This is a genomic window from Arthrobacter globiformis (genome assembly GCF_046536215.2).
Classification (GTDB): Bacteria; Actinomycetota; Actinomycetes; order Actinomycetales; family Micrococcaceae; genus Arthrobacter; species Arthrobacter globiformis_E.
On the sequence record NZ_CM143421.1, the window covers coordinates 4,195,512 to 4,219,490 of the forward strand.

Annotated in this window: 20 protein-coding genes and 1 pseudogene; 14 read left to right on the forward strand and 7 right to left on the reverse strand. The window is 58.8% G+C overall.

Annotated features, from left to right (window positions below):
* The 3 genes from paaD to R5O87_RS19055 all read left to right on the forward strand — a co-directional run bounded on the left by paaD (position 1) and on the right by R5O87_RS19055 (position 2,689).
* A complete protein-coding gene (gene paaD / locus R5O87_RS19045) occupies positions 1-537 on the forward strand; it encodes a 1,2-phenylacetyl-CoA epoxidase subunit PaaD (protein WP_410556063.1) in 537 nt (178 codons plus the stop codon).
* 11 nt (positions 538-548) lie between these two features.
* A complete protein-coding gene (gene paaE, locus R5O87_RS19050; RefSeq protein ID WP_410555860.1) occupies positions 549-1,775 on the forward strand; it encodes a 1,2-phenylacetyl-CoA epoxidase subunit PaaE in 1,227 nt (408 codons plus the stop codon).
* A 134-nt stretch (positions 1,776-1,909) separates the two neighbouring features.
* Positions 1,910-2,689, forward strand: a complete 780-nt coding sequence (locus R5O87_RS19055; protein WP_410555859.1) for an enoyl-CoA hydratase/isomerase family protein — start codon at positions 1,910-1,912, stop codon at positions 2,687-2,689.
* 11 nt (positions 2,690-2,700) lie between these two features.
* On the opposite strand, the gene R5O87_RS19060 is transcribed toward R5O87_RS19055, so the two are convergent.
* The gene (locus R5O87_RS19060) at positions 2,701-3,144 is read right to left on the reverse strand and encodes a VanZ family protein (protein WP_410555858.1); all 444 of its coding nucleotides are present in this window, start codon (positions 3,142-3,144) and stop codon (positions 2,701-2,703) included.
* An 87-nt stretch (positions 3,145-3,231) separates the two neighbouring features.
* On the opposite strand from R5O87_RS19060, the gene galU reads away from it, so the two are divergent.
* Positions 3,232-4,122, forward strand: a complete 891-nt coding sequence (gene galU, locus R5O87_RS19065) for a UTP--glucose-1-phosphate uridylyltransferase GalU (protein ID WP_410555857.1) — start codon at positions 3,232-3,234, stop codon at positions 4,120-4,122.
* Between the two features lie 147 nt (positions 4,123-4,269).
* Here the strand turns inward: galU and R5O87_RS19070 are convergent, their stop codons facing one another.
* The 4 genes from R5O87_RS19070 to R5O87_RS19085 form a co-directional block, all read right to left on the reverse strand.
* Positions 4,270-4,902: an LPXTG cell wall anchor domain-containing protein gene (locus R5O87_RS19070; RefSeq protein ID WP_410555856.1), complete on the reverse strand. Its 633-nt coding sequence runs from the start codon at positions 4,900-4,902 to the stop codon at positions 4,270-4,272.
* Positions 4,903-5,074: 172 nt separating this feature from the next.
* Entirely contained in the window at positions 5,075-6,724 is a 1,650-nt protein-coding gene (locus R5O87_RS19075) for a DUF4012 domain-containing protein (RefSeq protein ID WP_410555855.1), read from the reverse strand.
* A 215-nt stretch (positions 6,725-6,939) separates the two neighbouring features.
* On the reverse strand, positions 6,940-8,253 hold the full coding sequence (locus tag R5O87_RS19080; RefSeq protein WP_410555854.1) for a UDP-glucose dehydrogenase family protein: 1,314 nt from the start codon (positions 8,251-8,253) through the stop codon (positions 6,940-6,942).
* A 50-nt stretch (positions 8,254-8,303) separates the two neighbouring features.
* Positions 8,304-9,740, reverse strand: coding sequence for a sugar transferase (locus tag R5O87_RS19085; RefSeq protein ID WP_410555853.1), 1,437 nt, complete (start codon positions 9,738-9,740; stop codon positions 8,304-8,306).
* A 393-nt stretch (positions 9,741-10,133) separates the two neighbouring features.
* Between R5O87_RS19085 and R5O87_RS19090 the strand changes: the two genes are divergently transcribed.
* The 7 genes and pseudogenes from R5O87_RS19090 (at position 10,134) to R5O87_RS19120 (ending at position 16,643) form a co-directional block, all read left to right on the forward strand.
* Positions 10,134-11,237, forward strand: coding sequence for a glycosyltransferase (locus R5O87_RS19090; protein WP_410555852.1), 1,104 nt, complete (start codon positions 10,134-10,136; stop codon positions 11,235-11,237).
* A gap of 221 nt (positions 11,238-11,458) precedes the next feature.
* Positions 11,459-11,755: pseudogene (locus R5O87_RS19095) on the forward strand (glycosyltransferase family protein); the annotation flags it as partial.
* 30 nt (positions 11,756-11,785) lie between these two features.
* The gene (locus R5O87_RS19100) at positions 11,786-12,469 is read left to right on the forward strand and encodes a glycosyltransferase family 4 protein (RefSeq protein ID WP_462836445.1); all 684 of its coding nucleotides are present in this window, start codon (positions 11,786-11,788) and stop codon (positions 12,467-12,469) included.
* On the forward strand, positions 12,466-13,590 hold the full coding sequence (locus R5O87_RS19105; RefSeq protein ID WP_410555851.1) for a glycosyltransferase: 1,125 nt from the start codon (positions 12,466-12,468) through the stop codon (positions 13,588-13,590). The genes R5O87_RS19100 and R5O87_RS19105 overlap by 4 nt, the downstream gene beginning before the upstream one ends.
* Positions 13,591-13,592: 2 nt before the next feature.
* A complete protein-coding gene (locus R5O87_RS19110) occupies positions 13,593-14,105 on the forward strand; it encodes an acyltransferase (RefSeq protein ID WP_410555850.1) in 513 nt (170 codons plus the stop codon).
* Complete coding sequence (locus tag R5O87_RS19115; RefSeq protein ID WP_410555849.1) at positions 14,074-15,297, forward strand: lipopolysaccharide biosynthesis protein; 1,224 nt, start codon at positions 14,074-14,076, stop codon at positions 15,295-15,297. The genes R5O87_RS19110 and R5O87_RS19115 overlap by 32 nt, the downstream gene beginning before the upstream one ends.
* A 233-nt stretch (positions 15,298-15,530) precedes the next feature.
* Positions 15,531-16,643, forward strand: coding sequence for an O-antigen ligase family protein (locus R5O87_RS19120; protein ID WP_462836338.1), 1,113 nt, complete (start codon positions 15,531-15,533; stop codon positions 16,641-16,643).
* Between the two features lie 750 nt (positions 16,644-17,393).
* Here R5O87_RS19120 and R5O87_RS19125 read toward each other — a convergent pair.
* Both R5O87_RS19125 and R5O87_RS19130 read right to left on the reverse strand, forming a co-directional pair.
* On the reverse strand, positions 17,394-18,893 hold the full coding sequence (locus tag R5O87_RS19125) for a tyrosine-protein kinase domain-containing protein (RefSeq protein WP_410555845.1): 1,500 nt from the start codon (positions 18,891-18,893) through the stop codon (positions 17,394-17,396).
* Positions 18,894-19,216: 323 nt separating this feature from the next.
* Entirely contained in the window at positions 19,217-19,684 is a 468-nt protein-coding gene (locus tag R5O87_RS19130; protein WP_410555844.1) for an Lrp/AsnC family transcriptional regulator, read from the reverse strand.
* Positions 19,685-19,843: 159 nt separating this feature from the next.
* Here R5O87_RS19130 and R5O87_RS19135 point away from each other — a divergent pair, with 159 nt between their 5' ends.
* The 3 genes from R5O87_RS19135 to R5O87_RS19145 are packed head-to-tail and all read left to right on the forward strand — an operon-like array spanning position 19,844 to position 23,746.
* Positions 19,844-21,100 carry a thiamine pyrophosphate-dependent enzyme gene (locus R5O87_RS19135; RefSeq protein WP_410555843.1) on the forward strand — a complete coding sequence of 419 codons (1,257 nt, stop codon included), beginning with the start codon at positions 19,844-19,846 and terminating at the stop codon, positions 21,098-21,100.
* Positions 21,097-22,200 (forward strand): alpha-ketoacid dehydrogenase subunit beta, encoded by a 1,104-nt coding sequence (locus R5O87_RS19140; protein WP_410555842.1) that lies wholly within the window; start codon positions 21,097-21,099, stop codon positions 22,198-22,200. Before R5O87_RS19135 ends, R5O87_RS19140 begins: the two co-directional genes overlap by 4 nt.
* A gap of 4 nt (positions 22,201-22,204) precedes the next feature.
* A complete protein-coding gene (locus R5O87_RS19145) occupies positions 22,205-23,746 on the forward strand; it encodes a dihydrolipoamide acetyltransferase family protein (protein WP_410555841.1) in 1,542 nt (513 codons plus the stop codon).
* Positions 23,747-23,979: the final 233 nt, after the last annotated feature.

The window sequence follows — 23,979 nt, forward strand, 5'->3', positions numbered from 1 at the left end:
ATGTACGTCGCCGACTTCGAGGCCCGGACCGCGGAGACCGCCGAGCAGAAGGCGTGGGCCGTCGCCGCCACGGTGTGCGACCCCGAGATCCCGGTGCTCACCATCGAGGACCTCGGCATCCTGCGCAGCGTGGACCTGTTCGACGACGGCGGGCCGGTGCCCGCTGTCCAGGTCACCATCACGCCCACGTACTCGGGCTGCCCGGCGATGGACGCCATCCGCGACGACCTCAAAAAGGCCTTCCACAAGGAGGGCTACCCCAGCGTGCACGTGGAGCTGGTGCTCGCGCCGGCATGGACCACGGACTGGATGACCGAGTCCGGCAAGGCCAAGCTGCGCGAGTACGGCATCGCACCCCCGACAGGAAGGGCGGCACTGGACCACAACGGCCCGGTCCGGCTGAGCCTGGCCGTGAAGTGCCCGCAGTGCTCGTCGCTGAACACCAAGGAACTCACCCGCTTCGGTTCCACCTCCTGCAAGGCGCTGTACGTGTGCCAGGACTGCAAGGAACCGTTCGACTACTTCAAAGTCCTGTAAGGAAAAAGCCCATGCCCGTTGTCCGCCAGACCGCAGCCGAATCGGCAGAGGCCACCGGCCGCCGTCGTCCGACCTTCCACTCCCTCACCGTCGCCGAGGTGCGCCGGCTGACGGAGGACGCCATCGAGGTGACCTTCGCCGTGCCGGCGGAGCTGGCCGGGCAGTTCGACTACCTGCCGGGCCAGTACGTTGCCCTGCGCACCACGCTCCCGGACGAGTCCGGCGAGCCGAAGGAGATCCGCCGCAGCTACTCGATCTGCGCCGAGCCGCGCAGTTTCGCGGACGGCAGCAGCGAGATCCGGGTGGCCATCAAGAAGGACCTGGGCGGGCTGTTCTCCACGTGGGCCAACGCCGAGCTGAAGGCCGGGGACAGCCTGGACGTCATGAGCCCCATGGGCGCGTTCGTCTCCAAGCACGGCCGGGACGGGCAGGCCGTGGAGCAGAACGTCATGAACTCCATGAACCACCCGGAGGACCTGGCGGGGGAGCCGGGGAACTTCGTGGCGATCGCCGCGGGCTCGGGCATCACCCCGGTGATCGCGATCGCCCGGACGCTGCTGGCCGCCAACCCGGACACCCGGTTCGACCTGATCTACGCCAACAAGGCCGCCATGGACGTGATGTTCCTGGAGGAGCTCGCGGACCTGAAGGACAAGTACCCCCAGCGGCTGGCGCTCCACCACGTGCTGTCCCGGGAGCAGCGGATCGCGCCGCTGCTGAGCGGCCGGATCGACGCCGAGAAGCTGCGGGCGCTGCTGGGCACCGCCATCCACGCGGACGACGTGGACGAATGGTTCCTCTGCGGGCCGTTCGAGCTGGTTCAGCTGTGCCGGGACACGCTGGCCGAGCGCGGCGTTAAGCCGGAGCACGTCCGGTTCGAGCTGTTCACCTCCGGCAAGCCGGACCGGCCCGAGGGCAACGCCGGCCGCCCCGTCATCGCGGACGAGTCGCAGGAGACGTACAAGATCACGTTCAAGCTGGACGGCCTGCAGGGCGACGTCGCCAGCCCCACGCACGCCCGCGAATCCATCCTCAACGCCGCGCTGCGGGTCCGCCCGGATGTGCCGTTCGCGTGCGCCGGGGGAGTGTGCGGCACCTGCCGCGCCAAGGTGGTTACCGGCACTGTGACCATGGACGAAAACTACGCGCTGGAGCAGGATGAGCTGGACAGGGGCTACGTCCTGACCTGCCAGTCCCACCCCACCAGCAAGGAAGTAACCGTCGACTTCGACGTCTAGGAGCATCGGGTGATTACGCCGGTCGAGACTGTCGAGACCAAGGGATGCCGCCGAAACCGGGTTCCGCTGATTTCGCTGATCGAGCAGGTCGAAATCAGGAAACCAACCCCGCCGAACCCCGAAAGAAGGAACCAATGATCTCCCTCTCCATCGCCGACGGCGTCGCCGAAGTCGTTCTTAACGCCCCCCAGAAGCTGAACTCGCTGGACGAGCGGGCGCTGGCGGAGCTTTCCCAGGCGTACGACGACGCCGCTGCCGCCGCCTCCCGCGGTGAGGTGCGGGCGCTACTGCTCAGGGGAGAGGGACGCGCCTTCTGCGCGGGCCGGGACATCTCCGGCGTCACACCGGAGAGTGACGACGCCGAGGCGTACCTGGGCGGGCTGGTGCAGCCGCTGCTGGAGAAGATGAGCTCGTTCCCGGCGCCGACGTTCGCGGCTGCCCAGGGAGCGTGCCTTGGCGTGGGGCTGGGGCTCCTGCTGGCCACGGACGTGGTGTACGTGGCGGAGAACGCGAAGTTCGGCTCGCCGTTCGCCAAGCTGGGTGCCACGCTGGATTCGGGCGGACACTGGTACTTCACCGAGCGGCTCGGCATGCACCGCACGCTGGATTTGATCTACACGGCCGAGCTGATCTCCGGCGCCGAAGCCGTCGCCCAGGGGATGTTCAGCCGTGCCCTGCCGGCGGACGACCTGCTGGATTCAACCCGTGCCATCGTGGCCAAGGTTGCCACCGGTGCCACGGGTGCGTTCAAGGCAAGCAAGGAGCTGGTGGCTCACATCCGAGACCAGCGCCTGGGCCTCTGGACCTCAATGCAGCAGGAGAACGCCGAGCAGGCCCGTCTGTGCAAGACGGAGGACTACGCCGAAGGCTTCAAGGCGTTCCAGGAAAAGCGCGAGCCCAAGTTCGCCGGTTGAGCTTGTCGAAATCAGCTGTCGTTGCGCGCCCGCACCCACGCTTCAACAACTCCCAGCACCCACACGCCAAGCATCGCCCCGGCCGTATTGGCCACGATGTCCATAGCGCTGGGAAATCGGTCGTGCAGAAATAGTTTCTGCCCCAGCTCGATGCAGCACGAAGCCAGGAAGGCGCTCAGCACGATCCGGCCTCGGTGAAACGCCGGGAAGGCGAGAGCTGCCAGCATGCCAATCGGGGTGAACATCAGAATGTTGGACGCGAATTCCACGAAGCTGTAGTTGATCAGCTCGGGTACCCCGGAGCGGTGGAGGCCAAACAGCACGGCCTGCAGCCGCCCGGCTACAGGCCGGTCTACGGGGGTTGGCCAGAACGCCACGAACGCAAGGGCGGCCAGATACAGAGCCAGCAGGACGCGCGCGTAGGGCGCGACGTCGGCCCGGCTCCATTTCCCCATGATCAAAACGCTACGGGAGCCCGCACCCCTGCAGAAATCTGACGCGGGAAATTTCGCTTTGCGCAAGTCAATTTGTAAGGTTCGATCATGACATTGGGGAATTCAGTACGTAAAGCAGTTATACCGGCCGCCGGACTGGGCACGCGCTTCCTGCCTGCCACCAAGGCAATGCCGAAGGAGATGCTGCCGGTGGTTGATGCACCGGCCATCCAGTACGTGGTGGAGGAGGCAATTGACGCTGGCCTGAACGACGTGCTGATGATCACCGGCCGCAACAAGCGGGCACTGGAAGATCACTTTGACCGGGCGCCCGCTTTGGAGCGCACGCTGGAACTGAAGGGCGACCAGGCTCGTCTCGACGCGGTGCAGCACGCATCGGGTCTGGGGCCCATCCATTACGTCCGGCAGGGCGAGCCTAAGGGGTTGGGACATGCGGTGCTGTGCGGCCGTCAGCACGTCGGTGACGAGCCGTTTGCAGTCCTGCTTGGGGACGACCTCATCGATGAACGGGATGAACTCCTCACCACGATGATTGATGTCCAGGCGAAGACCGGCGGTTCCGTGATTGCTCTGATCGAGGTGGAGCCGTCCCAGATTAGCGCTTATGGCTGCGCGGACATCACTACTGTTGACGGTGAGGGCTACGTCCGAGTAAACAGCTTGGTGGAAAAGCCGTCCGTCGATGAGGCCCCGTCGAATCTGGCTGTCATCGGACGGTACGTGCTGCACCCGGCTGTTTTCGACGTCCTCGAGAAGACTGAGCCCGGCCGCGGCGGCGAGATCCAGCTGACGGATGCGCTTCAGACCCTCGCCGCAGGTGACGGAGAAGGTACCGGCGTCTACGGCGTTGTCTTCCGCGGCCGCCGCTATGACACGGGGGATAAGCTGAGCTACCTGAAAGCCGTCATTACGCTTGCTTCCGAGCGCGCCGAGTTCGGGGAAGATCTGAAGGCATGGATGAAGGAGTTCAACGGCTAGGTCTGCATTGAAGCCATGAATTGGAAAGCCCCGACGGTGGTCGGGGCTTTTCTTGCATCGGGTAGTTGTCTTCTCAAGGACAAAAAAGCGGGCCAGCTTCCGGTTACCGGAGGTTGGCCCGCTTCGTTGAAGCGTGAAACTCAACGTTTAGGCAGATGCCTCAGCGTTAGCACGGCGGCGAACTACGACCACCGAAGCGGCGCCGGCGGCCAGTGCACCTGCACCGACCAGCGACCACAGCACAAGGCTGGAGTCAGCACCGGTGTTTGCCAGGCCAGCGCTGCTACCGCCGGTGTTGGCCAGGCCGCTGCCGGTGCCCGTGCCGGTTCCGGCGCCCGTTCCGGTGCCAGCAGCCTCGGCAACGGTGACGCTCTGCGAAACCGTCTTGCCCGAAGTGCCACCAACAGCCGTCAGGGTGTACGTGCCCGGCTCGCTAAGGCTGAGGGGGAATGCGAAGGACCCGTCAGCAGCTGCGGTCGTCGTGAAGGTCTGCGGTGCAGCCAGAACGTTGATCTTGGACGGGACCGACATCGCGGCGCCGCCCGAGACGCCGCCACCCAAGGCCTGCGGAGCAACGGTAAGAGTGACGGTGATGGTGATGGTTTCACCTGCCAGGAATCCGGTACCTGAGAAGGTGAAGACCTCACCCGGAGTTACGGTGCCGTCGGAGACGGTTCCGGTTCCGGCTCCAGGTGCCGGGTAGTTAGCGGCCATGGCCGGCGCGGAGCCGGCCAGAGCAATAGTTCCCGCAAGCGCGAGCGCAGCAATAGACTTCTTCAATTTGTCCCCCCTGAGACCTTTTAACACACGGATGTCACATTGATTGTGGAGATTCCCCATCCCCATGTGACCGTGGGGCGAATCTCGTGGTTTTACCCAGAGAGAGATTATCACCCTAAGGGCGTCCGATCCAAAGTGAATCCAGACACTTTACATACTGTTAATCGTCCGGCTACGGAACCGTAGTGCATTCGGCCTTCCGTGTCGCGAGAACCACGTCTTGCTCGGCCTGCACTGTCGGTGTGACAGCGAGTACGGGGTCCGCGTGCTGCACAATTTTGCCAAAAGTAAAATCTACGGTGCTGCTTTGGCCGGGGGCTAGCCGTATGGTGACTGCTCCGACAGGACGGTTAGCGTGCCTGTGGGAAGCGAAGCCCACTTTCTTGTCGGAAACGAAAACTGCTTCGACATTGGACTGAACGGGACCATAGGCCGTGAGGTTAGTTTGGACGCTACCTTCTGGAACTCCATAGGTGCCACCGCCTGTCACATACTTGGGCAGCGTTGATGCGGCATCCTTGGGAGCGGTGTTTGTGCTCGTTACTCGTACCCGAACCTGCGAATACCCGTTAATCCCGCACTCTTCCATGATTTGAACCGTTCTCTTCACGTAGTAGTCCATCTTCGCACCGGTTCCGTCATTGAAGTAGACACCGAATTGGGCGGGAGATATACCCGTGCCCACTACGGAGCCGCCCAATGGATACCGCGCCACGATGGACTGCTCGGCCACGTCCGTAGACCAGAACTGAATTCTGCGTTCGCCAGCGCCGCGAAAGAGACCTTCTAACAGGGTTTTGGTGTTGCCAGTCCCGGAGGAAAACTTGGAAAACACCTCTTTGGCCACTCCAGCGAAGTACTCATCCTGGAGGTTCGGTTCAGGGATTTTCGCGTAAACGTCCGATAGTAGCGTGGGGACGAGATTTTCCGAGGAGAGTGTGGTCGGCAGCCGTCCCCCAGCTACGTCTTGGAGAATGGGATCCGTAAGCCGAATTTCGCCAGTCGCTTTCAGCACGTCAGCTAGCGCTACGGGATCGATGGAAAGCACCCCATCAACTTTTTGTCCAGTTCTGGCTTCCCACATCGATTTTGCCGTCTGGGCCGCCGTAGGGAAGTCCGGCGTCAGGTTGATATCTTGCATGAACTTGCCCAGGCGTGATGAATATATGCTCTGTTGCTCAGAATCGACCTTGATGACGGGGTTGAAGGCCCCTAGGGCGGATGCGCTGGATTGCGTTCCCAACGTCATTTGCCCATTTTTTACGTTCAAGACTGCTAAGGCACCGGGAATGCCGCCGGTGGCGCGAGACTCAGCATTGTTCTGGACTAGCAGCAAATAGGAACGCGGTGTTTCGTGTCCCATTATTTTCGGCAAAATAAGCGCTGCATCGGCAGTGGACTGGAGGCCGTCGCGCAAGGAAGTCAGCTGCTCGCGAGCCTTAACGAGAGGGCCGGCTATTTGAGGCATAAGGTTGTTCGCCGAAATCCCGTTCAGGCGATCTGCCGACTGACTAACAGCATGAGCAGCAGATTTGAGCTTCGGCGCAGCCTCAGCGATGGGTTGCAGTTGCAAGCCATCGCCGCTGGGTTTGTAGGACTTCCAATCGACCTCATCAAGCACGCTGACTAGTGGGACCGCCCCCAAGGTAACGACGTCGTCGGCTGACGTCGCAATCACCGTTGAGGCCTGGAAATTGTCGCCAATCCAAGGGAGGCCTCCCGCCAGCGTCCACAAGGGGTCAGTCGTAGCTTCGCGTGCCCTAGCCGTATGGGCCTTGAGGTCGTCGACGTTGGATGAAGCGGCGGCGGCATCGCCCTTCACGACGTTGTTCCTGAGTGTGGGAACAAGGCTGTTTACTGCGGTTAGTTCCGCGTTAACTGTCGATGCTCTAAATCCAAGCCATGCGGTACTGCCCAGGCCGAGCAGGAAGAGTCCGACCGAGCATGCAACGACGGTTTTAGCGCGCCGGCCAACCCGCCGGCCTTTGCGATCGCTGTCAGAGCTGCCGGACTGAACGCGTGGAACGGTCGGCGCCACTATGCGCGTCCAATTCCTCGGAACGTCCAGCCCGCAGCTCGCCATTTCTCACTGTCGAGCACGTTTCGGCCGTCTAGGATCCGTGGTGATGTCACCAGGGTTCGAATCTCATGGGGGTCCAGATCACGGTAACTGTTCCATTCTGTAAGCAGGAGCAGCGCGTCAGCCTTGGTAACCGCGGCTTCTAAATCTGGCTCGTACTGCAGCTCCGGGAAGCGCATAGCTGCATTCGCTAGAGCCTTAGGATCAGTCACCGTGACCACTGCACCCTGAAGCTGAAGTTGAGCAGCAATGCTCAACGCAGGTGAGTCCCTCACGTCATCGCTTTCCGGCTTGAAGGCAGCTCCCAGTACGGTGATGCGTTTTCCCAGAAGAGTGTCATCGCACAACTGCCGTGTCAGTTCAACAACTCGAGAGCGGCGTCGCATATTTATGGCGTCGACTTCCCTGAGGAAAGTGAGAGCCTGATCGGCGCCCAGTTCGCCTGCGCGAGCCATGAACGCCCGGATGTCCTTGGGGAGGCAGCCTCCGCCGAAACCAATACCTGCGTTGAGGAACTTCCGGCCAATACGGTCGTCCAGCCCTATCGCGTCCGCAAGGCGCGTTACGTCGGCGCCTGCTGCCTCACAAAGCTCAGCCATGGCGTTGATGAATGAGATTTTTGTGGCCAGAAACGAGTTGGCGGCAGTCTTTACTAGTTCAGCCGTGGGGAGGTCAGTGACGAGACGCGGCGTACCAGCGGCAAGGGGCGTGCTATAGACCTCGTCAAGGATCGTAACTGCTGGATGATCTTCGGAACCATCTGCGACACCGTATACAAGCCTATCGGGATTTAGTGTGTCGGAGACGGCGTGCCCCTCACGGAGGAATTCAGGATTCCAAACCGTGTGGGCGGAAGGTTCGCGTTCCGAAACTAGCTTCGAGAGATGAAAGGCGGTACCGACGGGAACGGTTGACTTACCAACAATCAAATTGCCCGGCTCAATAAACGGCAGTAATGCGGTAACTGCAGAATTTACATAGGAAAGATCCGCAGCGTTCTCCCCTTTCTTCTGGGGTGTACCCACGCATATGAAATGAACATCCTGCCCGGACGCCTCCGACATATCCGTCGTAAAACTAAGACGCCCAGTTTCTTGTAGGTCCTGGAGCAGTTCCTCTAGTCCAGGCTCATAGAAGGGAGCTTTCGCAGACGAGAGGGCGGCGACTTTTCGTTCGTCCAAGTCAATACCGACGACATCGTGACCTAGCTTGGCCATGCACGCCGCATGAACGGCCCCCAAATAGCCGCAGCCTATGACTGAAACACGCATCGTGTTTGGTTCCTTCCCAGAGGCGAATATGTCAAAACAATAAGTGGGCGCTAGTAAGCGCCAGTACTCTGAAATACTGCACGGACCGTTCGCAGCAAGATGATGAAGTCACCGGCGAGTGACCAGTTCTCGACATAGTAAAGGTCGAGACGAACAGAGTCTTGCCAAGACAAATTTGACCGGCCGCTTACCTGCCAGAGGCCCGTCAGACCAGGTTTGACTAATAGCCTGCGGCGGACGTCGTTCTCGTAGGCTTCGACCTCATGTGGCAGTGGTGGCCGAGGGCCGACAAGGCTCATTGAACCCGTCAAGATGTTGAAAAGCTGCGGGAGCTCATCAAGACTGAACTTTCTGAGGACTCTTCCTGCTCTGGTTACGCGAGGGTCCTGTTTCATTTTGAAAAGCAAGCCACTGCCTTCGCTTTGCCCGGCTAGCTCAGCCAGCCGCTTTTCAGCGTCAACGACCATTGACCGGAACTTGAGCATTTGGAAGGGGCGACCTTCTATGCCCACACGCTGTTGTTTGAACAGAACCGGCCCTGCATTGTCGAGCTTTACCCAGACTGCAACAGCGAGCATCACAGGCGAAGCCATGAGGATTAGAATGCCCGAGACGCCTACGTCGAACAGGCGCTTCGCGACTCGTTGGCCGCCCTCCAAGGATGGCGTTGTCACGTGAATAAGCGGGAGACCGGAAATTTGCTGGGTGTGAATCCGAGGACCGGCTATATCAGTAAGAGCCGGCGCCATGATTAGGCCGATGTTGCGAGCTGCAAGCTCCCACCCCAGATGGCGAAGTGTTTGGGGGTGCAGCTGAACGCCCGCGGACACGGCGACGGCCTCCGCCTCGCATCGCTGTATGGCAGCGAGAATGGAATGCATGTCCGACTCATGACCGAGCACCGGGAGTCCGCACTCCAGTTCTTGACTAGTCTCCGGGTACGAGCCAGGTGTATAGGCAGCGACCGAATGGTAGCCGGCATGCTTTACTCGATCCAGAGACGATGCCAAATGATCCACTGCACTTGGACTGCCGATTAGCAGTAGGCGTGACATGCTCTGACCGAGTTGCCGGTTAACCCCGAGGTGTTGCCTCAACAGCCAGCGACCGGCAAGTAACCCAAGCAGGCCCGCAGGTAGCGCGATGCCCACGTAGCCGCGAGCGGTGTCGAACCGAAACACGTAGGAGAAAATGGCAACCAAGCCGAAAAGCCAGAGGGAAGCGGCAGCGACCCGCTTGTACTCATCAGGACCGTGGCCCAATATGCGACTTTGACGCGTGTTCCATGCCCCGAGCATGAACCACCAAGCTATGCAGAGGGTGGCAGATAGCCATACGTAGGTACTTGCCTGATCTGATGCGACAAAGTCGGGCTCCAGACCGAATCGGATGACATAGGCTCCGGCGACAGCCCACACAATTACAAACGCATCAACAATGCGCAGTTCACGGGAGGTCCGCGCTCGCCAATCGGACACTTTCCCCATTACTTCCCCAAATGTTGTGCCTAATGATCGGGGAGATGCCCCCGGGATAGGGTACCTTGCACGACGAATGGAACCGAACCCGGAGCCCAGATGATGGCGACTATCACCATTTCTTACGCGTACTTGCATCTGAAGAGCTAGACGGCGCAGCGGTTGCCGGGCGCCTACCGCTGCTCAGTCTGGAGATGACCTTCCGCAGTGGACTCCCGCGTTCAATCGCGCACCTGTCCGTGCTCTATCATGTTCATCGAGGATGACTTTGCCGCACGCACCAGCGTCGGCTCTTGGCGCTTGTTGTCAGGGTGAAATCTCGTCGTTCAAATGAGTAAGCCAATGATTGAAGACCCTTAACCGGGATATAGCTTCGCGGCGGCGGTAACTGGGGGAGAAACGTTGTCCGGATTAATTGTCCACGAATGGCTTGAAAAGCATGGCGGCGCCGAAACTGTGGTCGAGCAGTTTGCTGAACTTTATCCCGCTGCTTCTATCTTCTGCTTATGGGACGATTTTCCTGAGCGCTTTCCCAACCATGAGGTCCGGGAATCGTGGTTGGCTTCGACGCCGCTACGGCGACGCAAGCCTCTCGCGCTCCCGTGGATGCTTCCGACCTGGCGTCGAATTCCAGTCAGTGAAGCTGACTGGATCCTTTGCAGCTCGCATCTTTTCGCGCATCATGCCCGCCTGTTGAATCGCGACGTAGACGTCCCCAAGTTTGTCTACACGCACACGCCGGCCAGATACATCTGGAATCCTGAGCTTGACCACCGGGGGGAGTCAAGACTCGTAAGAGCCGCATCTGCTGTTTTCCGGGGAATAGATCGCCGACGTGCCGCAGAGGCCGTCTCGATCGCAGCAAACAGCAAATTCGTCCAAGAGCGAATCAACGCCACTTGGGATCGTCCGTCAGTGGTCATTAATCCCCCTGTAGATACTAAGTATTTTTCAGATGTTCCCGATTCGGACAGTGACCTACGCGATGACGAAAAGCGGATCTTGGATGAGTTGCCAAGGCAATTTATCCTAGGTGCTTCCCGTTTCGTTCCGTACAAGGGACTGGACAAAGTTATTGCCGCCGGTGAAGCTGCCAACCTGCCCGTCGTTTTGGCGGGGGAAGGGCCGCATTATCCTGTCTTGCAGCAGCTGGCGACCGAAGCCAGAGTGCCTGTTCAAATTCTGCGAGCTCCTTCGAGACCATTTTTGCGAGCGCTTTATCAGCGCGCAATGGTGTACGTTTTTCCCGCCATCGAAGATTTTGGCATCATGCCGGTCGAGGCTATGGCCACTGGGACGCCGGTCGTTGCTAATCGCCTTGGTGGTGCAGGCGAGAGCGTTGTTGACCGAAAGTCTGGGATATTGCTGGACGACTTCGGACCCCGTGAACTCAAGGCCGCTGTATCGACCGCTTGCGGCCTGGATGAATCGAACATCAGCGCTAGAGCGAAGGACTTCGATCTTCCAGTGTTTAGGAAACGCGTCGCAGATTGGATGAAGCTTTGAGCGCGAAGTTGGCACAGTCCGATAAATTGTCGGTTCTGCATCTAGACCACTCCACGGAGGCCGGCGGTGCGGAGCTGGCCCTAATTCGGCTCGTCAACTGCACAGACTCTTGGAAGCCTGCCATACTTCTTCCAAATCAAGCGTCCGCTGAATTAGGCGCATTTAGCCGGGTGCAGGATCTATCCACGGTTCGGGAGATCGGGCCCCAGCAAACGCCCGGAATGTCGTCGGACGGCTCACTGCTGCGAGTCTTCGGTTACTTGCGGCAAGTAAGCGGGCAAGCCATAGCTATTCGACGCTCGCCGGAGTTTCGCGACGCGGATGTAATCCATGCCAACACATCCAGGACTAGTCTCTACGGAGCCTTAGCCTGTGTTGGAACCGGAAAAAGACTTGTGATTCATTTGAGGGATCATGTGTCGATAGAGAGCTTGGGCCGGATCGGATTCTGGGCGTTCAAATACGTTGCATTGAGGCGCGCAAACGGTCTGATAGGCAACTCCAAGTCAACGCTGGAGACGGCGACCGCCCACATCGGGGCTCGATCGATGTCTACGGCAGTGATTCCAAGTCCTATTGGCATTTCCGTGACGCGAGAAGAAGAGGACGGGTTCGCGTCCCGAACTGATGCGCCTCTGAAAGTTGGCATGATTGCCCGAATTGATCCATGGAAAGGGCAGTCACTGTTGCTCAAGGCTTTTGCAAAAGCTTTTCCTGATGGGGAGGAGCAATTGTTCTTCTTCGGAGGAAGTCTATTCGGGCACGAGCAGTACTCGATCGACTTGGACAGTGAGGTGGAGGACCTAGGCCTGGTCGGCCGAGTTCATTTTATGGGCCATGTGGATGACATCTCTAGCGCTATCAAGCAGCTCGATGTGTGCGTTCAGGCTTCCATTCGTCCCGAGCCTCTGGGTCAAAATGTGTTGCAGTATCTCGCCTCCGGAAGATGCGTTATCGCGGCCGACGAGGGTGGGCCTGTGGAGTGGATCACGCATGAGAAGAACGGACTTTTGTTCAAAGCGCGGGACTACGAGTCGCTGTCCGCTGCTCTGTCGATGGTCGCATCTGACAGAAGCCTTATGAGAAGACTTCAACGTGCGGCTCCGGATACCTCGGGACTGCTCTCAGATATCCAGGTTGCCCAGGCCCATGGGAGGGTCTTTCGTGATGTGGCAGTGCGGGCTGAACTGCATCAGAGTGAGAGCTCGGATGCCGTTACGCGGTCCGAATGAGCACACCAAATTGTAGTCATGCCAGAAACCCAAGGACAGTTGAACATATGGCAAAGCCTGACGAGTTAGAATCCCAATCACTAGTGATCTGGTCATCTCCTTCTACAAAGGGTGCTGGGGCGTATCAACTTTGGGAAAATTATTCGTTGCCTTTGAGTAAGGTAATCAATCGGGTCATGCTGCTGCGCGGTCACACCGAGTACGATTCTGTTTCGAATCCCCAAGCCAATTTGAACTTGAAATCTATCTTTTGGTCACTGACAAAGTTCCGTTCGCTGCTGGGTGATGCCTCGACCACCCACGTAATAACATCCATTTCTCAGTCCGACATTCTTTACGGCCTTTTTGTTCGACCCTTCTCGCGCAGTCGATGGACGATTTACGTACTCGGACAGCCGTATCCCGTCAAGAATCAAACGGGGAAGCTTAAGAGCCTGATCTGGAAGCGCCTTTGGATTCTCGCTGCCAAGCGCTCCGATCAGATAATAGGTGTTAGTGAATATATTTCCGCGTTGATTTCAAAGGAAATACCTGGCCGCCAAATCACCACTGTATATCCTTCGCTATTGAACCCATCTAGACTCGCGCAGTGTGAGCAATCTAGTGAGCCACCGATCCGAGTCGGGTTTGTAGGGCGGCTCTCCGTTGAGAAGGATCCCGGGTTGTTCTGCGACATCGTGGAAGATTTTGACGAAGTCGAGGGGCTGGTATTCGGTGACGGGCTTCTCCGCGAGAGTTTGGCCGAGAGGACAGAGCGAATCAGCTTCTTAGGGTTCACTCCTCAGGATCAGATATATCCCAACGTTGACGTCCTAATGATGACCTCAAGGTCGGAAGGCTTGCCCATGGTACTGGTTGAGGCGAGTCATGCAGGAGTGGTGCCCCTGGTTGCCGATGTCGGAGGCTGTGCTGAGGCTATCCACCCTGATAACCGGGATCTTTTGGTTATCCCGCGCGGTGAAAGGGAGCACGTGGCAGTTTGGCGGGAGAGGCTACGCCTGCTGTTGAGTCCGGTCCTACGAGACGCCGTTCTTCGGAGGCAGAGGGAGTGGGCGGACCGGAATTTCGATGTTGGAGCCAATTCGCGCCTGCTGGCTGAACTCGCCGTACCGGAGGTATGAACGTGAAAAGAATCAAGTTATCTCGAGTCTTTGCCATTCTTGACGAGCGGTTATTAAGGTTACTACCGGGTTCGTCCATGAGATCACTGCGACTAGCTGTTCTCAGACTCGCTGGCGCGAAAGTTGGAAAAAACATTGTTTTGGCGCAGGGTGTGCGAATTATTGGAGCCAGCTGCTTGGAAATTGAGGATGATGTCTCCATTGCGCGAGACGTAGTGCTTGATGCGCGTGGTGGCTTGACGCTTCAAAGGGGCGCCCTCATCGGCTTTGAGTCGATCATTCTCACCTCAACGCACAACTCTGAACAAGCGGGCGTACCAGTCCATGTGCAGGGTATGTTTTCGCGGGAAGTTGTCATCGGCGAGTATTCCTGGCTTGGCGCCCGCTGTGTTGTGCAACCGGGTGTGACAATCGGCTCTAACGTGATTGTCGGGTCGTCCGCTGTCGTTACTTCTGACCTGTCATCGCAAGGAGTCTTCGCTGGTGTCCCAGCTCGTTTCCTCAGAAACCGCTAGGGTAAACAAGATTGCGCGGCTGATTCGAGGCCCCTACGCTGCGCAACTGTTGAGCTTGGGTGGCAGTGCTGCGCTAACTTTTTTTAGTGCGCTGTTTCTTGAACCCGATGACCGTGGTTTGGTTGCGGTGTTTCTGGCTTTAGTCAGCGTGGGGGGCTATATAGCTTGCTTCGGAGTTCAATCAGAAATACTCCAAAGTGCGGCTCGTGGAGAAGGGGCCTTCGGTGTAGTAATCATCCGCAGGCATGTCATAGTTCAAGTGATCTTCGCCGGTCTCCTTGGAACTGCACTTGTTGTTTTCAAGCCGTTCCAGGGAATGTCCGATGCGCTTTGTTATTGGGCTGCTGCTGGTGTTTTGTCCGCGTCCATATTCAATAATCTGAGTTGGCGACAGTACGGCCAAGGGCACTTCTTTCTAAGCACCGCACTTCGAGGGGTTATTCCCCTTGCAACTTTATGCGGATCTTTCGTTTTCTACCTTTTTTCGGGATCATCTGCGGAGAACGTTGCTGTTACGTACGTGCTCCTTCAGGTTGTCTGCTTAGTGGTCATTGTTCCTCGCGACCTGTTCTCTCGCCTGCGGGAGAACGTGCGAATGCGCCAGATTTATACGAAGGCGGCCGCATATTTTTTTTGTCAGACTGAATCATTGATCCTAGCCCGGACTCCTGTTATTGCCTCTGGGATCTGGCTTCCGCCCGACATTACTGCCGCCATATCGATAAGTCTAAGTTTGGCTGAACTTCAGTCAAGCCTACCTCAAATGAGAAGTGCCATCTCCTTTAAAGAGGCTAGTACTTCCGGGAAGTCGCGGCTTTCGTTTCGCCAATTTCGGTCCGCAATATTCGCCCTATTGCCGGGAACTGTTGTTGTGGTGATCTTGTCTTTTGTGGCGCGAGTCTTTCTTGATGCAGCATACTCACAGCTCCCCGTTTATGTAGCAATACTGAGTCTGGGTGTTGCCTTTCAGGCAATAGCTGCGTCGGCAATAAATATTCTGACCACTCGTCGTTCGTTGGATGCAGTCATTGGCATCCTTTTCGGGGTTATTGCAACCGCTGGATGTGGCTTATACCTGTTCGAATTCGGTCTGATAATCGGTGCTCTGGCTGCTTGGTCTATTCTTGTTGCATTCGGATGTATTGTAATCATTCTGCTGGCCATGCGCCGAAGGAAAGGCCGTCACTTGTGAGTTCTCCTTCACGAATTCCACAGATCCTGATCGGGTTATTCTCTGGGTTACTAGTGGTTGCATGTGGTGTGGGGCCAGGCGTGTCCCGGTACTTTGCAGCCATTAGGCCCGTCGCTGATCTCTTGCCTGACGCTAGCTTCGCCACATTGCTACTGGTCGCCGTCATTTTTTGCCGTCCTCGAGGACTTAAAAAAACTCCCGCTTGGACAGCAGGGTGGATATTTCTCATTTGTGTGATGGTGATTGCAGTACCATCCATTTCGGTCCTCGGTCAGCAGGGGCTCTTTGGGCTGCGCGCGTTGGTTTGGGGCCTCGTCATTGCGATGATACTGCAGGCCAAGCTCTTCGATGCGATTGTCGCGCGCCGACTGCGAACACTGGTCCTTGTGGTCTTGCTGTCTAATATGATGGTGGCCCTGGTGCAGGCTGTGGTGGGGCTGAACGCGGTAGAGATGCAGGCCTTAGTTGAGGCTGGTGCGAGCTATCAGGTGGAGTCCCAGACTAGACTCTTGGGACTACAAGCAACTGGCCAGGAATTGTCGATGCTGGCTGGTAGCGGCTTTGTTTGGGCCTGCGCCGTAGTTGTGAGCCGAGGCTTTCGTCGCACGGGTGCGTTGGTGTGGACGCTCGGTATTCTTTCCGCGGTCGTTACCCTCGTTGTGCTTCAGCGGAGCGCGCTAGTGGGTGCATTTGCCGCTATGGCTGTCGTTATCTTCTCGATGGGATCGGCCACCTTTAGGGGCCGGCGCGGTGCCTCAGCGCGGCGATTTGGTGTCGTGGTTGGGGCCGCATTGGTGTCGATCAGCGTGTTGGCCGTTGTAGCTCCGGACCGGGTCGACTTGGCGCTATCTAGGTTCGCGACTCTGTTTGGCTTGTCGACAGACTATTCCTTCAGCGTTCGTCAGGACACTACGCTCCCCGTGGCGCTCAGACTAATAGGCGAACAGCCACTCGGTTATGGACTCGGGGCTTCAGGTCCGGTGGCGGCCAGGTATGCCCCGGCTGGCCCTCTAGCCGACTTCCCCTTGGGAGGAATAGCGGCAGACAACGGCTATCTATATATGGCATTGCAAGTGGGAATACCTGGATTGATCCTATTCGGAATATTCCTTCTTTCATGGGCTATTTGTGGCAGTTTTGTTGAGTTGGCACCTCGTGACCGCCTGGCGCCAAGGGCTGTAGTTACTTACCTAGGTGCCATAATGATTTCAGGTTCGTTCTGGGGTCTTACTGGTTCTATGGCGGTCGTTGTGATCTTGGCAAGTATCAATGATTCGCGGCATGTCTCCGAGCATGCTGGTCAGCCGTCCGTGCAGTCGGTGGACCGCTTGGAGTCTAACGGTTAACACAATGCCGTGAGGATGCATTCCGGCACGGTATCGGCAAGTTGAATGGCCGTGTCTGACCTGCACCAACATCACCGGCGCGTCCCTTGGGCCGGGAAGGACTGGTCGGTGAAGGGCTGTTCACAGAGGCTTTGCCGGCAACCGCCGAGTTGTTCCAACCAATATGCAAATTGATGACCTGAGTCGGTGGTCGCTCTGGGCATTGTTCCCGGAGGGCGAAGGGCGCGAGATTTGGAGGAGCCGAGGCAGCGAATAGCCCCGGACTTTGACGGAGCCCCGTTCAAGCCACGCAGCGAACCTGTTTTTCCAGCTCGTGTCCTGATGCCGCGAGCACGCCTCGCTGATCTTGACCTCGAACTTGCCTCCGCGCCCGGTCAGGCGACCTCTCTGGTGTCCAGGTCGTGCCCCGGCTGATCGATGGGCATCGTTCACCATGCTGAAGCCATCACCCTCAAAGGCTCCAGCTACGTTGAACACATACCTTGGACGATACGCTGCCCTAGCCCGGGCTAGCGCCCTTATTTGATGGGCATGGTGACGATTCTAACCGCCGGCACCTCGGACGTTCGGCGGTATCGAGTGAGCTTCAAATTTCTGCGGCGTTGGCCATGGCCATGTATGAGGGGAAGCCATTCGACAGAACTAAGGCGACCAAGATTCGGGGTCCAAAAGAACGTATAGCCGGCCGCTTTACCGGCGCTTTCCGGCGCTTTCCGGCCCGTTTCGGTCCAGTAGCGGCCGGCTCATTTCCTAGTGCTTGGCGGGAAATTTTGCCGCTGAACGCGGAGTCTCGATAAATTCTGACTGCCCAGTTTCCTTTTCGGGAGCGCCGCCGGACGTTGTTCTAAGGGCCGGCACAGCTTTATTTGCTGAACTACGTCGGGAACTGCTACGAGGTTCGGGAGCAGCGCCGTAATAGCTGTATGTATATGCATCAGGGCCCTTGACCGGCAGGCGGTTGAGCACGACGCCCAGCAAGTTGGACCCAACCATGTTGAGGGCATTGAGCGATTTCTCAAGGTCCTGCTGCCGCAGTTTTTGGGATCCTACGACCAGCACGACGCCTCCAACGTGCTGCGAAAGTACCGCAGCGTCGGTGACTGGCAATAACGGTGGGGCATCGATCACAATGGCGTCAAAGGCAGACTCTAAACGGAGTAAAAGATCCTTCATGGCCTCAGAACCGAGGAGCTCACTCGGGTTCGGCGGGATCTGGCCCGACGCGAGGACATAAAGCTGGTCTTCTCCCCAAGGCTGAAGCAGATCGTTGACGTCCGCCGCACCAACGAGTGCTGTCGTGAGGCCTGCACCACCATTCAAGCCCAAGTATTCGCTGACCATAGGTCTGCGTAGATCTGCGTCAATGAGACACACTGCTTGGCCAGCTTCTGCTAGCGCGATTGCTAGGTTTGTCCCCGTAGTACTCTTTCCTTCGCCAGGCACTGAAGAGGTGACGAGGACAGTTTTGGCCTGTCCGGATACGTTGGCAAACTGTAGGTTCGTTCGTAGTTGACGAAATGATTCTGCCCGGGGTGACTGCGGCCCTGTTTGTGTCAAGAGTGGCTTCTTTGTGGCGTCCTGATCAAATGAGATGCCACCAAGAATAGGGGCATCCGTGATCTGCCTAACGTCTTCCTCACCCCGGACCCGATTATCGAGTGAAGTACGAAGCACGGCAGCGCCTGTCCCTAAGCTCAGTCCAACAATAAAGCCGAGTAGAAGGTTGAGCTTTGTGTTAGGTGACGATGGTTCCGTGGGGGCGGTCGCGGGTTTGATAACCGACAAGTGGAAGGGTGAAGCCCCCCCGGACTTCGGCTTTTCCAGTGTATCGATGGTCTTTATTAGACTTTCGGCTATTTCCTGAGCGATTGCCGCCGCTTGAACAGCAGAACTGTCTTTTACGGCAATATTTATCAAGACCGTATTCAGTTCCGTGCTTGCCTCAACGTTTTTCGCCAGGTCCTCCGCGGTGACACTCAAGCCAAGGGCGTCTATTACCGGCTGTAGCACTATGGGAGACCGCACCGTTTTGACGTAGGACTGCACCCTGGCTTGGCTAAATGTGTTGCCCTGTTGGAGATCCTGAACGGAACCGGCACTTTGGATGGCTACGAATAGCTGGGTCTCGGATGTGTAGGTGGGCTTCGATAGTACGGAAGCTCCACCTCCGACAAGAAGTCCACTGAGAGTTGCTGCGACGATCAAAATCCAATTGCGGCGTAAGATGCGCAAAGAATCGCGTAAGTCCAAACTTGGGTCCCCCTGCGTAAGTTACTGGAGGCTGTCGCATGGCGTGCCACCAGAACGGCAATGTTCATGCGGTCAGTGCCAATTGTACCGGCCTTCGAAGTAGGCAATGACCCGTTGAGTCACACGCCCGAGGTCACCAGAAACAGTTTGCGGCACCAGCTCTCGGGAAGCGGCATGTGAAAAAGTTGTGTACTTTTCACAGGATGAAACCTGATCTTGCCGGGATCAGCTTCGTGGCGAAGCTATGGGTGGGACAAGGCCAGGGTCGGGCGATCACAGACCTAGCGGTTAGGGCCTCGTCGCTAGATGAATAGAAGTTCATGCTAGCGAGTGTCCAGATCCTCAAACACCAAGAACGTCTGCGTGTCCAGAACACCTGCCATGGACTGGAGCTGATCAAAGATCACCCGCCGCAGGTGCACATTGTCTATCGCACGCACCAAAAGGATGACATCGAAATCGCCGCCAACCAAAGCGACATGGTGCACTTCGGGAATGGCTCGAAGCTGCTCCCTTAGCTCCCGCCACGAATGCTGCTGCACCTTGAGGGTCACGTAGGCAGAGGACTTCAGGCCTGCCTTGATCGGGTCGACAAGCGCGGTGAACTTCGTTAGCACTCCCTGGCCCGTCAGTCGCGCTATCCGGGTATAGGCGTGCGCGCGGGAAATGTGGACGTTCTCGGCGACCTGCGTCACAGACATCCGGCCGTCGCGCATTAGCTCGGCAATGATGTTGCGGTCCACATCGTCGAGAGAGACCGCAGTCTGCTCCTCGTCGTCCGGTCCAGCCATTCGTCTACAACTCCCACCTGTTATGCAGCTCACAAACACGATCTGTCTCTCAGAATAGGGGAGCTTGGCATACTTCTCCACGATTTGCGGTGAGACTGGATACGAAACATCGGCCGGGACCATACTGAAATTGAATAGTGGCTACAGAAGGACGGACCAATGACGATCTCCGCAGACCACACTGCCCGTGGCGAGACGGGGCAGGAGCGCCCGGAGGAGGTGGCCGAGGAGGCCTACCTGCCCCGCGCCGCTGCCGAGGCTGTGCGCAAGTTCGGCATCACCGCTGAAGACTACATGCTGCCTGCGCGTCACCAGATACAGATGGTGGATCAGGACGGTAACCTGAAGCACCTCTCCGAGCAGGGCGCCGAACCCGGCCACGAGTATCCGCTGCCCGGCGATAGCGAACTCCTCAATGCCTACGAGCAGCTCGTTGTCGGCCGGCGGGTCAATGACCAGAACTCCGCCCTCGTCCGCCAAGGCCGTATGGCGGTCTATCCTTCGAGTCACGGCCAGGAGGCGTGCCAGGTAGCCGCCGCGCTCTGCCTCGCCGACGGCGACTGGATGTTCCCCACCTACCGCGACGCTGTCGCCGTCATGGCCCGCGGCGTGGACCCGATCGAGGCCATGACCATCTTCCGTGGCGATTGGCACGGGGGCTACGACCCCATAAAGCATAAAGTCGGAATCCAGTGCACGCCGCTCACCACGCAGTTGCTGCATGCCGTTGGCGTCGCGCATGCGGCCAGGCTGCGCGGCGAGGACACGGTGGTCCTGGCCATGTGCGGCGACGGCGCCACCAGTGAGGGTGACTTCCACGAGGCCCTGAACTTCGCCGCGGTATTCCACCTGCCCGTCATCTTCTTCGTGCAGAACAACCAGTACGCCATCTCCGTGCCGCTTGCTCACCAGTCAGTCGCACCATCGCTGGCGCACAAGGCTGTGGGATACGGCATGGCCGGTGAACGCGTGGACGGCAATGACGTCGTGGCGCTCCTCGCTGTACTGGACCGCGCGGTCAAGCTCGCCCGCGAAGGCTCTGGCCCGCTCCTGGTCGAGGCGCACACCTACCGCATGCAGGCCCACACCAACGCCGACGACGCCACCCGCTACCGCCAGGACAGCGAAGTGGCGCAGTGGGTTGCCCGAGATCCGCTCACGCGGATGAAGAAATACCTCACGGACAGAGGCTTGCTGGACGACGGCGGTGACGCCCGGATTGCCGCAAAGGCAGAGGCAGTTGCGGCGCAGCTCCGTACCGGCCTCGGCGAGGACGTCCCTGTCGACCCCCAGGACCTGTTCAAATATGTCTTCGCGACGAGGACGCAGCAGCTCGATCAGCAGTCGGCTCTGCTCGCCGACGAGCTCGCCCGTGATGCCGCCGGCGCAATTTCCGAAGAGAAGGCCAACAAATGAGCCCCACTGTCACCACTTCCTCCGAGGCCAACGGCAACGTCAGCTCGGCCACCGCCCGCGCTGCTGCTTCCGCTGCGGCAAGCGCCGAAGAAGCCGGGCCCCAGCCCGTCACCATGGCCAAAGCGCTGAACACCGCGATGGTGGATGCCATGCGTGCGGACGACTCCGTCCTGGTCTTCGGCGAGGATGTCGGCATGCTGGGCGGCGTCTTCCGCATCACCGACGGACTCATGAAAACCTTCGGTGAACAGCGCTGCTTCGACACGCCCCTGGCCGAGTCAGGCATCGTCGGCATGGCTATCGGAATGGCCATTAACGGTATGCGGCCGGTCATTGAAATGCAGTTCGACGCGTTCGCCTACCCGGCCTTTGAGCAGATCGTCAGCCACGTGGCCAAGATGCACAACCGCACCAAGGGCCGGGTCAAGTTGCCCATGGTCATCCGCGTTCCCTACGCCGGCGGCATCGGGGGAGTGGAGCATCACTGCGACTCGTCTGAGTCCTATTACGCACATACCGCCGGACTGAAGGTCTACACACCGGCCACGGTTGCCGACGCGTACCGTATGCTACGGGAAGCCATCGACTCCGACGACCCTGTGATGTTCATGGAGCCAAAAAAGCTCTACTGGTCCAAGGACATGCTGGACCTCGAGGCGCTCCGCGAGGAGTACGAGCAGTCTGCGGCAGCCACCGAGGGCCGCGCCGCCGTCGCGCGTTCCGGGACCGACGCGACGCTGATCGCTTACGGACCGTCCGTCCCAACGGCGCTCGCGGCAGCTGCCGCGGCCGCGGAAGAGGGGCGCTCGCTCGAAGTCATCGACATCCGCACCATCGTCCCGTTCGACGATGAGACCGTCTCTGCCTCGGTCCGAAAGACAGGCAGAGCTGTGGTGATAGCTGAGGCTCACGGCTTTGCCTCGGTGTCCTCCGAGATCGTGGCCAGGGTCCAGGAGCGTTGCTTCCACCACCTCGCTGCGCCGATCCGCCGCGTTACCGGGTTCGACGTCCCGTACCCGGCACCGAAGCTCGAGCACTATTACCTGCCCGGCGTGGATCGCATCCTCGACGCCGTTGACGACCTCCAGTGGGAAGACTGATCAAATGACCGAAACGAGAGTGTTCCTCCTTCCCGACCTTGGCGAAGGCCTGACCGAAGCTGAACTCCTGAACTGGCTCGTGGCCCCTGGCGACGAGATTCGCGTTGATCAACCCATCGCCGAAGTGGAGACAGCCAAGTCAGTAGTAGAGGTGCCGTCACCGTACGCCGGTACGGTGGCAGAGTTGCACGGCGAACCGGGGCAGATCCTGGACGTGGGCAAACCGCTCATTTCAGTGACACCGCTGGCGGACCCAAAGGAAGCCGGGACACGGTTGGATGAGCCCGTCGAAACCGAAACGCCGCTGGTTGACTCTGTCGAAGCCAAAGAGGCCGCAGCGGCGGAAACCTATCGGACAGAAGAAAGGGCAGGCTCCGGCAACGTCCTCATTGGTTACGGAACGCCCGGTGGCACAGCCATTGTCCGACGAACCCGCCCCCGGCGTGCCACCCCGCCTGCTTCGACGGGATCATCGACTAGTTCCCTGGTTGAGCCTGTCGAAACCAACCTCAAGGGCTCCGAGGATAAGCTCACCACTCCTGCCGACGATGCCCTTCTCCTGCGCACCCGGGTCCCCGGGAAGCTCGGAGGCGTTATCTCTCCGCTGGTCCGCCGAATGGCCAAGGAACACGGCGTGGATCTCGGGCACATGCAGGGTTCGGGGGAGAGCGGCCTCATCATGCGCCGTGACGTCGAAGCGGCAATCAATTCTCCAGTGGGTGAGTCTGTCGAAACCCAGCCCACCGTATCCGCAAATCGGGTGGTTGAGCCCGTCGAAACCCAGGCGGCCGAAACCAGTGCCCAATCAATCGACGCTCGCACCGGCCTGGGAATCACAACTCGCACACCCGTCCGGGGTGTCCGCAAAGCGGTGGCAGCGAACATGGCCCGCAGTCGCGCGGAAATTCCGGAAGCCACCGTCTGGGTGGACGTCGATGCCACGGCGCTCGTTGAGCTGCGGGCGGAACTCAAGAAAGCGGACCCACATAACGCCCCGGGTTTACTCGCTTTCATTGCTCGTTTTGTGACGGCCGGGTTGAAGAACTACCCGGAGTTGAACACTCGCTTCGTTGGTAACGAGGACAGTGCAGGCGGGGAATCCCAGGAGATCGTGGCGTTCGATGGAGTCAATCTCGGTTTCGCCGCCCAAACCGACCGGGGCCTGGTCGTCCCGTCCATCCGTAATGCAGACCAACTCAGTGCCAGAAAACTGGATGCGGAGATCAAGAGGCTGACCGCCGTCGTTCGCGAAGGCAAAGCGACCCCCGCGGAATTGGGCAGCGGTACTTTCACGCTGAACAACTATGGGGTGTTCGGCGTCGACGGTTCAGCCGCGATCATCAACTACCCGGAGGTGGCGATTTTGGGCATAGGCAGGATTTTGGACAAGCCTTGGGCCGTCAACGGTGAACTCGCCATCCGCAAAGTCACCGAGCTGACGCTGACCTTTGACCACAGAGTCTGCGATGGCGGCACTGCCGCCGGATTCCTTCGTTATGTTGCGGATGCGATCGAAGCGCCAACGTCGCTACTGTCCGATATGTAAGGCGGATTACGTCGCCGTTCGGTGGTCAGTCCTCGCCAACCGTCCAGTCGTGAGGGACAGCAGGTCCTAAGCCGATTTGTCTGAGTGGTCGCTGCATCGCACTAATGCAACGAGCCCTGTTCCGTCTTTCTCGTATGACGTGACGTGGTTGGTGATCGTTTTGCAAGTCTCGCAGAAGTTCTTCTGTTGTTTAGTCCCCATGCCCCGAGCCTACTTGGTGATGCATTTCGAAT